The 13,871-nt window shown below is 70.7% G+C and carries 13 protein-coding genes; 6 read left to right on the top strand and 7 right to left on the bottom strand.

The features are described 5' to 3' along the window. Positions 1-9: 9 nt before the first annotated feature. From TN53_RS18230 to TN53_RS18220, 3 genes are read left to right on the top strand one after another with little or no spacing between them, the layout of a single operon-like run. On the top strand, positions 10-1,461 hold the full coding sequence (locus TN53_RS18230; RefSeq protein ID WP_046259585.1) for an FGGY-family carbohydrate kinase: 1,452 nt from the start codon (positions 10-12) through the stop codon (positions 1,459-1,461). Next, a complete protein-coding gene (locus TN53_RS18225) occupies positions 1,462-2,505 on the top strand; it encodes a glycerophosphodiester phosphodiesterase family protein (protein ID WP_046259584.1) in 1,044 nt (347 codons plus the stop codon). Beyond that, on the top strand, positions 2,505-2,732 hold the full coding sequence (locus tag TN53_RS18220; RefSeq protein WP_046259583.1) for a hypothetical protein: 228 nt from the start codon (positions 2,505-2,507) through the stop codon (positions 2,730-2,732). Before TN53_RS18225 ends, TN53_RS18220 begins: the two co-directional genes overlap by 1 nt. 3 nt (positions 2,733-2,735) lie before the next feature. On the opposite strand, the gene TN53_RS18215 is transcribed toward TN53_RS18220, so the two are convergent. Then, positions 2,736-3,392 carry a DsbA family protein gene (locus TN53_RS18215; RefSeq protein ID WP_046259582.1) on the bottom strand — a complete coding sequence of 219 codons (657 nt, stop codon included), beginning with the start codon at positions 3,390-3,392 and terminating at the stop codon, positions 2,736-2,738. Between the two features lie 179 nt (positions 3,393-3,571). Between TN53_RS18215 and pepN the strand changes: the two genes are divergently transcribed. Further along, the gene (gene pepN, locus TN53_RS18210) at positions 3,572-6,145 is read left to right on the top strand and encodes an aminopeptidase N (protein ID WP_046259581.1); all 2,574 of its coding nucleotides are present in this window, start codon (positions 3,572-3,574) and stop codon (positions 6,143-6,145) included. A gap of 264 nt (positions 6,146-6,409) precedes the next feature. Then, positions 6,410-7,456: a hypothetical protein gene (locus TN53_RS18205; RefSeq protein WP_046259580.1), complete on the top strand. Its 1,047-nt coding sequence runs from the start codon at positions 6,410-6,412 to the stop codon at positions 7,454-7,456. A gap of 86 nt (positions 7,457-7,542) precedes the next feature. Here TN53_RS18205 and TN53_RS18200 read toward each other — a convergent pair whose 3' ends face one another. From TN53_RS18200 to TN53_RS18175, 6 genes are all read right to left on the bottom strand, one after another. Then, positions 7,543-7,941: a hypothetical protein gene (locus tag TN53_RS18200; RefSeq protein WP_159038149.1), complete on the bottom strand. Its 399-nt coding sequence runs from the start codon at positions 7,939-7,941 to the stop codon at positions 7,543-7,545. A gap of 177 nt (positions 7,942-8,118) precedes the next feature. After that, positions 8,119-9,300 carry a serine hydrolase domain-containing protein gene (locus tag TN53_RS18195; protein ID WP_199924601.1) on the bottom strand — a complete coding sequence of 394 codons (1,182 nt, stop codon included), beginning with the start codon at positions 9,298-9,300 and terminating at the stop codon, positions 8,119-8,121. A gap of 95 nt (positions 9,301-9,395) precedes the next feature. Continuing rightward, on the bottom strand, positions 9,396-11,159 hold the full coding sequence (locus TN53_RS18190; protein WP_046259578.1) for a TIGR03767 family metallophosphoesterase: 1,764 nt from the start codon (positions 11,157-11,159) through the stop codon (positions 9,396-9,398). A 267-nt stretch (positions 11,160-11,426) separates the two neighbouring features. Further along, positions 11,427-11,885, bottom strand: coding sequence for an NUDIX hydrolase (locus TN53_RS18185; RefSeq protein WP_046259577.1), 459 nt, complete (start codon positions 11,883-11,885; stop codon positions 11,427-11,429). A gap of 9 nt (positions 11,886-11,894) precedes the next feature. Beyond that, the gene (locus TN53_RS18180; protein WP_046259576.1) at positions 11,895-12,779 is read right to left on the bottom strand and encodes a pyridoxamine 5'-phosphate oxidase family protein; all 885 of its coding nucleotides are present in this window, start codon (positions 12,777-12,779) and stop codon (positions 11,895-11,897) included. 2 nt (positions 12,780-12,781) lie between these two features. Continuing rightward, complete coding sequence (locus tag TN53_RS18175; RefSeq protein WP_046259575.1) at positions 12,782-13,225, bottom strand: VOC family protein; 444 nt, start codon at positions 13,223-13,225, stop codon at positions 12,782-12,784. Positions 13,226-13,335: 110 nt separating this feature from the next. On the opposite strand from TN53_RS18175, the gene TN53_RS18170 reads away from it, so the two are divergent. Next, on the top strand, positions 13,336-13,863 hold the full coding sequence (locus tag TN53_RS18170) for a CGNR zinc finger domain-containing protein (RefSeq protein ID WP_046259574.1): 528 nt from the start codon (positions 13,336-13,338) through the stop codon (positions 13,861-13,863). Positions 13,864-13,871: the final 8 nt, after the last annotated feature.

Raw genomic sequence — 13,871 nt, 5'->3', positions numbered from 1 at the left:
GAGGCGCTCATGTACGTGGGAATCGATGTGGGCACGTCCATGGTGAAGGCCGCCGCCTTCGACGGCTCGGGACGTGAACTGGCCGTCGCCGCACGCCCGGTGGGCCTCGCGCTGCACGGCGGTTTCGTCGAGCAGGACATGGACGAGGTGTACGGGGCGGTCGTCGCCGTCCTGGAGGAGGTGACCTCGCGCGTGCCCGGGCCCGTGGAGCTGGCCGGGCTCACCGGGCAGGGCGACGGGGTGTGGCTGGTGGACGCGGAGGGGCGCCCGGTACGCCGGGCGGCCTCCTGGATGGACGGGCGGGCCCACGCGCTGGTCGACGAGTGGCTGGCGAACGGCACCGTCGAGGCGGTGTTCCGGCGGACCGGGAGTGCCATGTTCCCGGGGTGTCCGGGGCCGCTGCTCGCGTGGCTGGACAGCCATGAGCCGAAGTCGTTGGACGCGGCGACGGCGGCCGTCTACTGCAAGGACATGGTGTTCCAGCGCCTGACGGGCTCGGCACGGGCGATGACGGACGTGTCGGACGCGTCGATGCCGTTCCTGGACCCGAGGACACGGTCGTACGACAACGTCGTGGTGGAGTTGCTGGGGCTCACCCATCGGCGCAGACTGCTGGCCCCGGTCAGCGACCCGGTGGCGACGGCCGGGACCGAAGGCGCGGGCCTGCCCCCCGGCACCCGTATCGCCAACGGGCCCTACGACCTCCCCGCCTGCGCGCTCGGCGCCGGTGTGACCGCGCCTGGTGACGGTCTCCTGATCGTCGGCACCTGCCTCGCCGGCCTCGTCGCCACCGACGACCTGGACCTGTCCGGCGAACCGGCAGGCCTGTACATCTCCACCGACCGCGCCGACCACTGGCTGCGCGCCATGCCGGCGATGGTCGGAACGGCGGCCCTGGACTGGGTGCTGTCGACGACGGGCGTGCGCCACGACGAGGTGGACGGCCTGCTGGCCGAGACCCCGCCCGGCGCGAACGGTGTCAGCGTCCTGCCGTACTTCGCCCCCTCCGGCGAGCGCGCCCCCTTCGTCGAACCCGGGTTGCGCGCCGAGCTCAGGGGTGTGTCCCTGGAGTCGACGCGGGCCGATCTGATCCGCGCGACCTGCGAGGGCATCGGTTTCGCCGCCCGGCACTGTCTGGAGGCCGCGGGTCTGGAGGGTTCGCTCGCGGTGTGCGGCGGCGGCACCCGCAGCCCCGCCTGGATGCAGTTGCTCGCCGATGTCCTCGGGCGGCCCCTGCGCGTGGTCGAGGGCGAGGTCGGCGCGCGGGGCGCGGTGCTCGCGGCGGCCGAGCGGTACGGGATCCCGCTGGACGCGGAGACGTGGACACGGCCGACGGCGGTTGTCGAGCCGGACGGGAGGCGGGCGTCGTACTACGCGAAGGGCTACGCCGAGCATCTGAACCGGCTCGCCGAGGTGCGCTTCCGCGGCAAGGACAACTCCCTCAACAGAAAAGGTACTTGAGTGAACCCGAGACGCCGTTCCCTCCTGCTCGCGGCCGCCGCCACCCCGGTGGCCGCGGCCGTGCCCGCACACGCGGCGGTTCCCGAAAGGGGGCGGCCCCTGGTGATCGGACACCGGGGAGCCGCCGGCTGGCGCCCCGAACACACCGCCGCCTCCTACACGTACGCCGTCCAGGCCGGCGCCGACTGGATCGAACCGGACCTGGTGCCGACGAAGGACCATGTGCTGGTGGTCCGGCACGAGAACGAGATCTCGCAGACGACGGACGTGGCGGCACACCCGGAGTTCGGGGACCGTCGTACGACGAAGACGGTGGACGGGCGGTCGGTGACCGGCTGGTTCACCGAGGACTTCACGCTGGCGGAGCTGAGGACGCTGCGGGCGGTGGAACGTCTGCCCCTGGTCCGCAATCGCAACACGGTCTTCGACGGCCGGGAGCGGATCCTCACCTTCCAGGAGGTGGTGGATCTGGCGCGGAGGCTGTCGCGGTCGTCCGGCCGCACGATCGCCGTCTTCCCCGAGACCAAGCATCCGACGTACTTCCGCTCGATCGGCCTGGAGTTGGAGCCGCGGCTGACGGATCTGATCCGCCGCAACCGCCTCGGGCCGCGCGAGTGCGTCGTCCAGTCCTTCGAGCCGACGAGCCTGCAGCGGATGACGGGGCTCGGCGTGCCGCTGTGGCAGGCGCTGGGGACGACGGGAGGGCCCTACGACCTGGTCTCGGCCGGTGATCCGACGACGTACGCGGACATGATGACCCCGGCGGGGCTGGCGCGGATCGCGCGGTACGCGGCATGGATCGGACCGGACAAGTCGTCGGTCGCCGCCTCGACGCTGCTGGCGGACGCGCACGCGGCGGGGCTGAGGGTGGGGCCGTACACCTTCCGCGCGGAGAACCAGTTCCTGCCCGCGGCCTTCCGGCGCGGAAGCGGAGCGAACGATTTCGGGGACGCGTTCGCCGAGTACGCGCTGTACTACGGGCTGGGAGTCGACGCGGTGGTGACGGACTTCCCGGATCTGGCGGTGATCGCGAGGAGGGGTTGATGTTCTTCAAGAACAAGTACTGTCCCGGCTGCAAGAAGTACAACCAGGTGTACCGGATGCTCGACTCCGGGGAGAGGGCGAAGGCCAGGGAGAAGCACCGCGGCAGGACCGACCTGTGGCGTTGCACCGCGCAGGGCTGTCGGTGGTACCAGCCCGTGCACAACCAGGGAGACGGCGACCTGCTCCCGGAGGAACTCCAGATCTCGGCCGCCGACCCCAAGGAGTGATCCCTACAGGTTGCTGAAGTCCGGGCCCTTGGTCCGCGTGCGCTTGATCTCGTAGAAGCCCGGCACCGACGCGACCGCGAGCGTGCCGTCCCAGAGCCTCGCCGCGTCGTCGCCCTTGGGGGCCGGGGTGACGACCGGGCCGAAGAAGGCGATCTGCTCGCCGTCGGGGCCCGGGACGGCGATGACCGGGGTGCCGACCTCCTGGCCGACCTTGTCGATGCCCTCCTTGTGGGAGGCGCGCAGCTCGGCGTCGAACTCGAAGTCCTTCTGGTCGAAGTACTCGATCAGGTCGGCGGGCAGGCCGACGTCCGCCAGGGCGCCTTCGACGGCCTCGCGCGTCGGGCCCTGGTCCTCGTTGTGGATACGGGTGCCGAGCGCGGTGTACAGCGGGCCGAGGATGTCGGAGCCGTGCTTCTGCCAGGCCGCGGTGACCACCCGGATCGGCTGCCAGGCCTTGGTCTCCAACAGCTCGCGGTACTCCTCGGGCAGCTCGTCGATCTTCGGCTCGTTGAGGACGGCCAGGCTCATGATGTGCCAGCGCACCTCGATGTCCCGGACCTTCTCCACTTCGAGGACCCAGCGGGAGGTCATCCAGGCCCAGGGGCACAGCGGGTCGAACCAGAAGTCGACGGGCGTCTTGGTGGAGCCGGTCTCGGACATGCGTCTCCTAAGGAAAGTGTTCGATTGAAAGAGGGAACACCGACCGCACCCCGCGCCATTCCCCGCAGCCGCCCGTCGTTCGCCGAAGCCGCCCGTCATTCCCTGCTGCCGCGCGTCAGGGGCACATGGCAGGATCGGTGCTGTCCGCATACTGAACACCGCCCGAGGGAGTGCCGCCCGTGCCCGGTGAGAATCTGTCCCGCGACGAGGCCCGGGAGCGGGCCGCCCTGCTGTCCGTCGACGGGTACGACGTGTCCCTCGACATCCGCTCCGCCGTGGTCGGCGGGGACGAGGCGCCGCGCACCTTCCGGTCCGTGACCACGATCCGCTTCCGGTGCAGCGAGCCCGGCGCTTCCAGCTTCGCGGACCTGATCGCCCCGAGTGTGACGGCCGTCTCACTCAACGGCAAGGATCTGGACCCGAGCGAGGTCTTCGACGGCTCCCGGATCGCCCTGGAGGACCTGGCCGCCGACAACGAGCTGATCGTCGACGCCCAGTGCGCCTACTCCCGCACCGGCGAGGGCCTGCACCGCTTCGTCGACCCCGAGGACGGCGAGGTCTACCTCTACACCCAGTACGAGCCGGCCGACTCCCGCCGCGTCTTCGCGGGCTTCGAGCAGCCGGACCTCAAGGCCCCGTTCCGCTTCGAGGTACGGGCGCCGGAGGCCTGGACGGTGTGGAGCAACGGGGTCGGGGAGCTGTCCGAGGGTGTCTGGCGCTTCGCGGAGACGAAGCCGATCTCGACGTACATCACCTGTGTGGTGGCGGGTCCGTACCACTATGTGACGGACTCCTACTCCCGCGATCTGGGCGACGGTACGACGCTGGAGATCCCCCTCGGCGCCCTGTGCCGCAAGGGACTGGCGAAGCACTTCGACGCCGACGACGTCTTCCTGATCACCAAGCAGGGCCTGGACTTCTTTCACGAGCACTTCGACTACCCGTACCCCTTCGGGAAGTACGACCAGGCGTTCGTGCCCGAGTACAACCTGGGCGCGATGGAGAACCCGGGCCTGGTGACCTTCCGCGAGGAGTACATCTTCCGCGGGAAGGTGACGCGGGCGTCCTACGAGGCGCGGGCCAACGTCATCCTCCACGAGATGGCCCACATGTGGTTCGGCGACCTCGTCACCATGGTCTGGTGGGACGACCTGTGGCTGAAGGAGTCCTTCGCGGACTTCATGGGCACGTTCGCGAACGTCGGCGCGACCCGGTTCGAGGACGCCTGGATCACCTTCGCCAACCGCCGCAAGGCCTGGGCGTACCGCGCCGACCAGCTCCCGTCGACGCATCCGATCACGGCGGACATCCGCGATCTCCAGGACGCCAAGCTCAACTTCGACGGCATCACCTACGCCAAGGGCGCCTCCGTACTGAAGCAGCTCGTGGCGTACGTCGGCCAGGACGCGTTCCTGGAGGGCGCGCGGCGCTACTTCAAGCGGAACGCGTACGGCAACACGCGCCTCGGTGACCTGCTGTCGGTCCTGGAGGAGACCAGCGGCCGGGACATGGCGGCCTGGTCGCGGTCGTGGCTCCAGACGGCCGGGGTCAACTCACTGACCCCGCAGGTGCTGCTGAACCCCGAGGGCCTGGTGGACGAGCTGGCGGTGGTCCAGGAGGCCGCCGAGTCGCACCCCGAACTGCGCCCGCACCGGGTGGCGGTGGGCCTGTACCGCAAGGGCGCCGACGGGGTGGTCGAGCGGTACGCACGCGTCGAGGTGGACGTGGAGGGTCCGAGGACGGTCGTACCGGAACTGGCGGGCGCGCAGGCGCCGGAGCTCGTGCTGGTCAACGACGACGACCTGACGTACTGCAAGACGCGGTTCGACGTGGGATCCCTGGAGACCCTCAAGGCACATCTGGGGGACATCACCGACCCGCTCGCCCGCGCCCTGTGCTGGTCGGCGCTGTGGAACATGACGAGGGACGCGCTGCTGCCCGCCCGGGACTTCGTGGACCTGGTGCTGCGGTTCGCGGGCCGGGAGTCGGACATCGGTGTGCTGCAGATGCTGCACGCGTGGGCGAACTCCTCGCTGGTCAACTACGTGGCCCCGCAGTGGGCTCCGACGGGCGGGCGGCTGCTGGCCGAGGGCGCGCTGAAGGAGCTGCGGCTGGCGGAGCCGGGCAGCGAGCACCAGTTGGCGTGGGCGCGGTTCTTCGCGACGGTGGCGTCGGGCGCGGCGGATCTCCAGCTGCTCCAGGGTCTGCTGGAGGGAACGGCGAAGATCGACGGCCTGGAGGTGGACCAGGAGCTGCGCTGGGCGTTCCTGGAGCCGCTGGCCGCGCACGGGGTGGCGGACGAGTCGGCGCTCGCGGCCGAACTGGCCCGCGACGACACGGCGTCGGGCAAGCGCCACCAGGTCCGCTGTCTGGCGGCCCGCCCGTCGGCTGCGGTGAAGGCGCAGGCGTGGGCGCAGGTGGTGGAGTCCGACGCCCTCTCGAACGCACTGGTCGGGGCGACGATCTCGGGCTGGAACCAGTCCTCGCAGCGGGAGTTGCTGGCGCCGTACGCGTCGAAGTACTTCGAGGTGATCGAGCGGGTGTGGACGGACCGCTCGATCCAGATCGCCATGGACGTGGTCGGCGGCCTGTTCCCGTCGCTGCAGCAGTCGCAGGCGACGGTGGAGGCGACGGACGCGTGGCTGGCGGAGCACGAGGAAGCCGCCCCGGCCCTTCGCCGTCTGGTGCTGGAGGCGAGGGACGACCTGGCAAGGGCGTTGCGCGGACAGGAGTGCGACGCGACGGCGGGCTGACCCGCCGATCTCCGCCGGTCTCCACCGATCTCTGCCGATCTCTGCCGATCTCTACCGATCTCTGCCCTGAGCTTGGGCTCTTGGTAGCCGTTACGAAATTCAGGCAATAACGGCCGTAACCCCTGGTCCAACCCATTCGGACCAGGGGTTTTCGTTGCCTACTCGGCATCCGAACACCCGTCCTTTAGTACCGCCTTGTCCGTATTCGTCGACAGGCACGTAACAGGGGTTAGGAATCAGATCAACGGCGGGAATCCCCGCTGCATGAACCACAACACCCCGGTCCCCCCGCTCTCCCCCCGCCCGGTCCGCCACCTCTCGGAGGTGCACCGCCGGGTGATGACGACCGCGCAGCTGAGGTCGCACGGCGTCTCATCGACCGAGACGAACGAGCAGTGCCGCCCCGGCGGCCCCTGGCAGCAGCTCCTCCCGGGCGTGATCCTGCTCCACCCGGGCCCGCCGACCAGCGAGGAGCGCCTGCACGCGGTCCTGATGTACACGGCGAAGGAGCGCCCGGCGGGGGTCCCGGCCCAGCCCGGAGCCGAGCAGCCGCACGCCCCGACGTACGCGGAAGCGATGCTGACCGGCCTGGCGGCCCTGACGCTGCACGGCTTCACGTCGGCGCCCCCGCTGATGTCGCTGGACAAGCTGGACGTCCTGGTCCCGCGCCTGCGCCGGCTGCGCTCGACGGGCTGCGCCCGCATCGTCCGTACGACGTCCATGCCGGCCCCGCACCAGGTCACGGGCCTCCCGGTGGCGCCGGTGCCGCGCGCCCTGGCCGACGCGGTGGCGGAACTGTCGGACGCGGGAGTGGTACGCCGTCTGCTCACGGAAGCGGTCCGGGGCGGTCACTGCGAACCGGCGGCGGTGGTCCGTGAGTTGAACGACGCGAAGCTGCTGAGCCGCCCGCATGTGGTGGACGCGGTGGACTCCCTGCTCGCGGAGGGCAGGGCGATCGCGGAGGACCGCCTGTACCGCATGGTCCGCGAGCACGGCCTGCCGGACCCGGTGTGGAACGTCGACCTCCGCCTTCCCGGCGGCCCCCACCTGGGCGGCCTGGACGCGTACTGGCCGGAACAGGCGGTGGCCGTGGAACTGGACACCCGGGCCCCCCGTCAGGACGAGGACGCCCTGTGGTCCGAGTACGCCCGCAAGCGCGAGCACCTGGAGCGGCTCGGCATCACGGTCGTCCACATCACCCCGAAGAAGCTCCGTGAGGCGGCGGAACAGCAGGCGGCGGTGGTCCGCACGGCGCTCATGGCGTCGGGCGACCGCGATCCGGCGGCGTATGTCGTGGTGCTGCCCCGGTAGTGACGGACCGGGGCGGGATCAGGAGGGGGGAGGAGGGGCCGCCGATCGGAGGGGGATCGGCGGCCCCTCCTCACGCATGCGACCGCCTACCGCCCACCGGCGTGCGGCGCCCTCGGCACAACGGCGTTCCGGTGCCATCTCCGGTGGATCCACAGCCGTTCACCGGCCAGCTCGGTCCGCGCCCACAGCCCGGACAGCGGGCCCAGTCCCGTCCCCGCCGGCAACCGCGCGAGCACGCGTGTCGGCTGCACGCTCCCGAACCGCCCGTACTCCAGCACGACGACACCCCGGTCGGTCATCAGCACCACACGGCGGCTGATGAACGCGGTGGCGAGAACGGCTCCGGCCAGCGCCCCCAGAAGGGTCCAGAGCAGATCGAAAACACCCGGCCCGCCCCACGAGGCGGCGGCGAAGCGCGCCCCGATGAGCCCACTCAGGAAGAAGGCGTTCTGCAACCAGGGATTGAGCCCACCCTGCGCCAGCACGACGCGCCCGACCTGCTCACCGGGCTCCAAGAACCGCTGCGACCGCCGGGCAACCCGACCGGTCAGACCCGACGCCACAATATGCCGCCTCGAAAATCCCATGAATGTCGAGCGGATCTTCGACTTTCCATTGAACCCTTGTCAATGAAAGACCCGGCAAAGCCAGGGCCCGGAGCCTCAGCTCTCCTTGCCGCAGAACTCCGCCTCGATCACGGCATCGGTGTCCCCCGACCAGTCCCCGTTGAAGTTGAGGGCGAGCGAGTGGCGGCCGTCCTTCGTGGTCACCGCCACCGAGTTCGAGCCGTGGATGCCGCCGTCGTGGCCCCAGACATGGACGCCGCACGACAGCTTGCGGTCGATGAGGCCGAGGCCGTAGCCGGCGTCCGGGAATTCCCCGGCCGTCACCGTGGTCTTCATCTCCTTGAGCTGCTCGGGCGGGAGCAGCCGGCCCTCCAGCAGGGCCGAGTAGAAGCGGTTCAGGTCCGAGGAGTCCGAGATCATCTCGCCCGCCGCCGCGGCCAGCGAGGGGTTCAGCTCGGTGACGTCGTACGTCGGTCCGGTCGCCGTCTCGGCGAGCTTGGAGTAGGCGCGGCTGCTGGGCCGCGGGACGGTGACCCGGGTGCCGGGGACGGAGGTGGCGTCCAGGGACAGGGGCTCCACGATCCGTCGGCGGACCTCGTCCCCGTACGGCCTGCCCGTGACCTTCTCGATCACCATGCCCGCCAGGACGTAGTTGGTGTTGGAGTAGTTCCAGGACGTGCCCGGCGCGAAGTCCGGCTTGTGGGTCATCGCGATGGCCACCAGGTCCGCCGGCGCCTTCGTGTCGTAGCGATGCTCGAAGAAGCCGTCCTTGAGGAAGTACGTCCTGCCGAAGTCGTCGTCGGCGGTGTAGTTGAAGATGCCGCTGGTGTGGCTGAGGAGCCGGCGCAGGGTGATCCGGCGGCCGTCGTGGCCGTTGCCCCGAACCGTGCCCGGCAGCCACTTCGCCACCTTGTCGTCCAGCGACAGCCGGCCCTCCGCCTCCAGTTGCAGCAGCACCGTCGACACGAAGGTCTTGGTGATGCTTCCGACGCGGAAGCGGTCGTGGACCGAACGCGGCTGCTCCGTCCGGAGGTTGCCCACACCGGCGGTCGTGGACCAGACGCCGTGTCCGGTCCTCGCCGTCGCCGTCACCCCGGGCACACCGTCCTTCACCGCGGCCTCGATCGCCATGGGGGTCCCCCCGGTCGAGCGAAGCCGAGACTGGGGGAGGGTCGCCTCGTGGTCACCTCTGGCGGGTGCCGCCGCGAACGCGGGGCCCGTCAGGGCCAGTGACAGCGCCACGGCCGTCGCCGCCACGAGAGTCGTCCGTACGGTCATGTCTCTCCCCTTTGTGCTCTTCGTCGAGCGTGGTCGGGGGGTGAGACACGGCCGATATCACCGAGGTTGAGCCGGGTGGGCCGGTTGAGTGGGTTTCAGCCCTTCTTCAGGACCAGCTCCGTGTTGCGGTCGCCCTTCGTGCCCGCCAGGTCCGTGCGGCCGCCGGGGGCGTTGTAGGAGAGCTCGCGGTACAGGGCCGCCAGGCCCGTCTGGGAGAGGTCGGCGAAGTCCGTGCGGTGCGGGGCCGAGGACTCGACGCAGGTGGTGAAGAGGGAGATCGTGCCGTCCTTGTTGTCCACCAGCTCGACGACGCGGGCGAGTTGGGGGTAGTCGACGTGGGAGGCGGTGGAGATCTCCCAGAAGGAACGGCCGTTGCCGACGGCGTGCGGGGTGATCTCGTTGCGGTGGATGTGACCGTTCACCCAGGCGAGGACGCCCCGGTGACGGCCGAGCAGGGTGATGACCTCGGCACCGGTGTGGCGGCGCTCGCCGGGGCGGGCCGGGTCGGGGCGGGTGTTGTCCATCGACTTGCTGGTGTGGTGGCTGAAGACGACGGCGTACGAGTCCTTGTTGTCCTTCAGCGTCTTGTCCAGCCACTTCATCTGGGCCGTCCCGACGGACCCCTCGTAGTGGCCGCCCGCGTCGGTGGTGTCGAGGCTGATGCCGATGACGTCCTCGGCGATGCGGAAGGAGTAGTACTGGGTGCCCGCGTCGAGGTTGGCGGTGGAGTAGCCGTGGCCGACCGGGCCGAGACCGCGGTACGCCGGGTCCAGGTGGGCCTGCACGTACTCGCGCGGGGTGAACGGTGCCCGCAGCTCGTCCGGTGTCACCGAGCGCATGTCACGGGCGTGGGCCTTGAGGAGGTCGCGGAAGCCGACGCCCCTCGGGTCCTTGGCCTTCTTGATGGCGTCCTGGAGCTTCTTGGCCTCGGCCGCGGGCAGGCTCATCAGCTTCTTGCCGCCGACGGCGTACTCGGTGAGCCAGGAGTCGCCGTGGGAGGCGTAGCAGCCGAGCGGCATGGAGTCGTGGTTGCCGACCGTGGAGTACCAGGGGAGGTTCAGGCCGGGGCTGTTCAGCTCGCGGATCGCGGCGGCGAGAAAGCCGTCGAGGTGCGGGAAGCCGCGCTGCTTGTCGGCGTCACGGACGGTGGTGTCGGGCTGCCAGTACTGCTTGATCCCGCTGTTCTGGACGCCCTCGTACTGTCGCGGATCACCCGTGTTGGCGGTGACGCGGCCACCGCTCATGACCTTCAGGAACCACTCCAGCTCGGACTTGGCGTTGTTGTCCGTGTTGTCGCCGGTGGTCATGGCGAAGTGCAGCGGCGCGCCGGTGACGGGAGCGCCGCGCAGCGCGTTGATCCGCTCCACGAGCGCGATCGCCCCGTGCACGGTCAGCGCCTCCTGCGGCCGCCAGGCGTGCACGTCGGTCGAGCGGAGGTACTCCAGGCGCAGCGGGTGCTGGGCGTCGATCAGGTGCAGATCGGTGAGCTGGACGAACGCGGCGAGCGCGGTACGGCGGCCCGCGCGGCCCGCCTTCGGTGCGGCGAGCTCACTGCGCACCACCCGCTCCCAGCCGGGACCGTCACCGAGGCGGCGGAAGCCGGAGGCGGTACGGGCGGCGGCGACGGTGGCGACGGTCGTGCCCCGGGTGTACGGGGCGAGCGGGACGGCCGGGGCCTGCCGGGACTGGGCCACGGGCGCCCCCTGGGCAGCGGTGCCGGTGGTGGTGGCGGCCTGGCTGTCGGTGGGCCGCAGGGCGTAACCGACACCCGCGGAGACGGCCGCGGCGCCGGTGGCCGCGAGGACGGTACGGCGGTTGACCGCCAGGGCGGAGGTGGCGACAGAGCGTGTGCGCGACATGGCGCGGTCTCCCCGAGTGCGAACGCGTCGGCAGTGGTCGCGGGGCGCTCGCTGTCGCGAACAACCCGCTCACTCTGGATCGTTGGCACCGGGAATGACCTGCGCGTGAACGAGACCGCAACGCGCAACACCGATCACCGTACGTGGATCTTGGGCTGCCTTCCGCGTCCACGGCCGCTCGTCGAACGGCCGGGAGGCGGTCACTCCGTGTTCATCTTGCGGGGTAGGGGGAGGGCGGGTCGCCATCCGGGGCGACGGTCGGGCCGACTACTCCTGGACCTGCGTCACCCGTCCCGCCGCGGGCCGCTCGCGCCACAGGCTCAGGCCGATGTCGACCAGGCCCACCCTGTTCAGGTCGGGCACCGTGTCCAGGTCGTGCCAGGCGGCCATGTCCGTGGAGCCGCCGATCTCGGGGCGGAGGTCACCGCCGGTGACGCGGGCCTCGTAGACGAGGCCTACGCCGTGGTGGTCGACGGTGCGGCCGAAGCGGCGGCGGGAGGAGTGGCGGCGGGAGCGCACACCCAGCAGGCCGGTGATCTCGATGGTGTAGCCCGTCTCCTCCGCCACCTCCCGATGGACGGTGTCGTAAGGGTCCTCGCCGTGCTCCATGCCGCCGCCCGGCAGGGTCCACTCCGGCCGGCCGTCGTCGCCGATCCAGCGGGCGAGGAGGAGTTGGCCGTCACGGACGCATATGGCGTAGGCCGCCACCCTCAACTTCTTGCGCATAGGGGGAAGTTAGCCCGCCGGACCCGGATTGGCCGGTGAGTATTCGGGCGCCGACCAGCGCAGCGGCACCGCCGAGGGGGTTTCCAGGGCCTCCGCCAGCCGGAAGCACACCCTGCGTTCCGCCCCGTCGAACTCCGTCCTCGCCTCGCCGGTCAGCTGGAGCAGCGTGCCCGTCGTCCAGTCCAGGAAGAGCAGGCCCGCCCGGGGGTCCGTCGCGAGGTTGCCCAGGGTGAGGAACATGGCGTTGCCCGGGTAGTCCCGCCAGCTCAGCTCGCGCGGTGAAGTCACCGTCACGAAGCCGGGGTTGCCACCCCGGTGACTGGCGTCGGCGCCTGCCGGGTGGACGGTGGCCAGGAAGAAGGTGTCGGACGAGGTGATGAACTCGGCCTGGTCCGGCGTCAGTTCGACCCCACGCTGCGGCGCGCCGCCGCTCCGCGCGTCCACCACCTCGTACGACTCTCTCCTCTGCAGGTATTTGGGGCAGTTGGCGAACACCTTCTCCGCCGCCACCGCGAACCCCCGTTCGGTCGGCCGGAGTCGGCCGTTCAGGCGCATACGGCGGCGGGTGCGGGGGTCCAGGGCGATCGTGCCGACGGGTGTGCCGGGGGTGGCGAGGGCGGTGGCGAGCGGGTCGGTTCCCGGGACGCCGCCCGTCACCGACATCTGGTGGGGGCCGGTGGCGCGCACGAAGCCCGGCGGGCCGGTCAGCACCGACGCCCACACCCTGCCCGTCGCCGGGTCGCCGGCCCCCGCCACCAGGAACGGCTGCATCTCCAGGAAGGCCGCGGCGACCGGCTTGATGCCCTCGCCGATCGCCCGCCCCACATGGTCCGCGGTCCCCCGCACGCCGACCCGGTCCTGCACGGCCCGCGAACCCGCGTGATAGACGCCCATGACTAGAAGAAGCCGCAGGTCGGCGCCGACTCGACCGGCGCCGGCGCGCCCTGGGCGCCACTCGGCACGGAGATCTCCAGGCGCGTGCCGTCCGGGTCGTGGAAGAAGATGCCGCCCGAGGCAGCGCCCTCTCGATGGGCGACGAGCCCCTCGTAGGCGAAGTCCACTCCGTACGTCCGCAGCGCCTGCTCGTACTCCCTGACCCGGTCGATCGAGTCCGCTTCGAAGGCGAGGTGGTGCAGTCCGGCGCGGTCGCCCTCGAAGCCCTTTGCGGCCTGTTGCCAGAGCGTGAGGACGAGGCTCTCGCCGTCGCCCAGGAAGGCGTAGCGCCGGTCCTCGTCCTTGCCCTCGCCGATCGCCGCGAAGCCCAGGACGTCTCGGTAGAAGGCGAGCGAGCGGTCGAGGTCGGTGACGTTCAGACCGATGTGGCCGGTGCGCAAGGTCATGGCTGTCCCCTTCAGCAGATCTAACCTGTCAAAACAACATTAAGGGTTATATGCAGTCGGTGCAACCAGTCACGTAGTCTTGAGCGGTTAGCACGGAAGGGAGCCCTCACATGTCCGCCGACCCCCGCCCCCTCATCGGCGAGCCCCTCGCGCTCGACCTGCTCAACACGCGGTGGATGCGGGAGGGGGCCGTGCAGGACCTGCTGACCGGCATCGACGGGCTGGCGGTGTGGCTCGGAGCCAACGCGCTCGACGGGCGGTTCGAGGCGGACGCACCCACTCTGCGGCATGCGCTCCAGGCGCGGGACGCGCTGCACAAGGCCGTCCACGAAGCCGCCGCGGCACCCCTCGACGCCGTCCTCGAGCACGGCCGGATCCGGGCCACCCTCACCACGGAAGGACCCGGCGAGGTTCCGGAGTTCCGCGACCCCGCCTGGGGGCCCGCCTGGCTCGCCGCACGCAACTACCTGGAGCTTCTCAGCACCGCGCCCGACCGGATCCGCGGCTGCGCCCACGAGGCGTGCATCCTGCACTTCTTCGACACCTCACGGAACGGCACGCGCCGCTGGTGCTCGATGGCGGCCTGCGGAAACCGGGCGAAGGCGTCGCGGCACTACGCGCGCACCAAGGAAAGTTGAGGGCTCTA

The sequence above is a fragment of the Streptomyces sp. WM6386 genome, from assembly GCF_000972385.1.
Lineage (GTDB): Bacteria > Actinomycetota > Actinomycetes > Streptomycetales > Streptomycetaceae > Streptomyces.
This window is presented reverse-complemented; position numbering and strand designations above follow the sequence as displayed.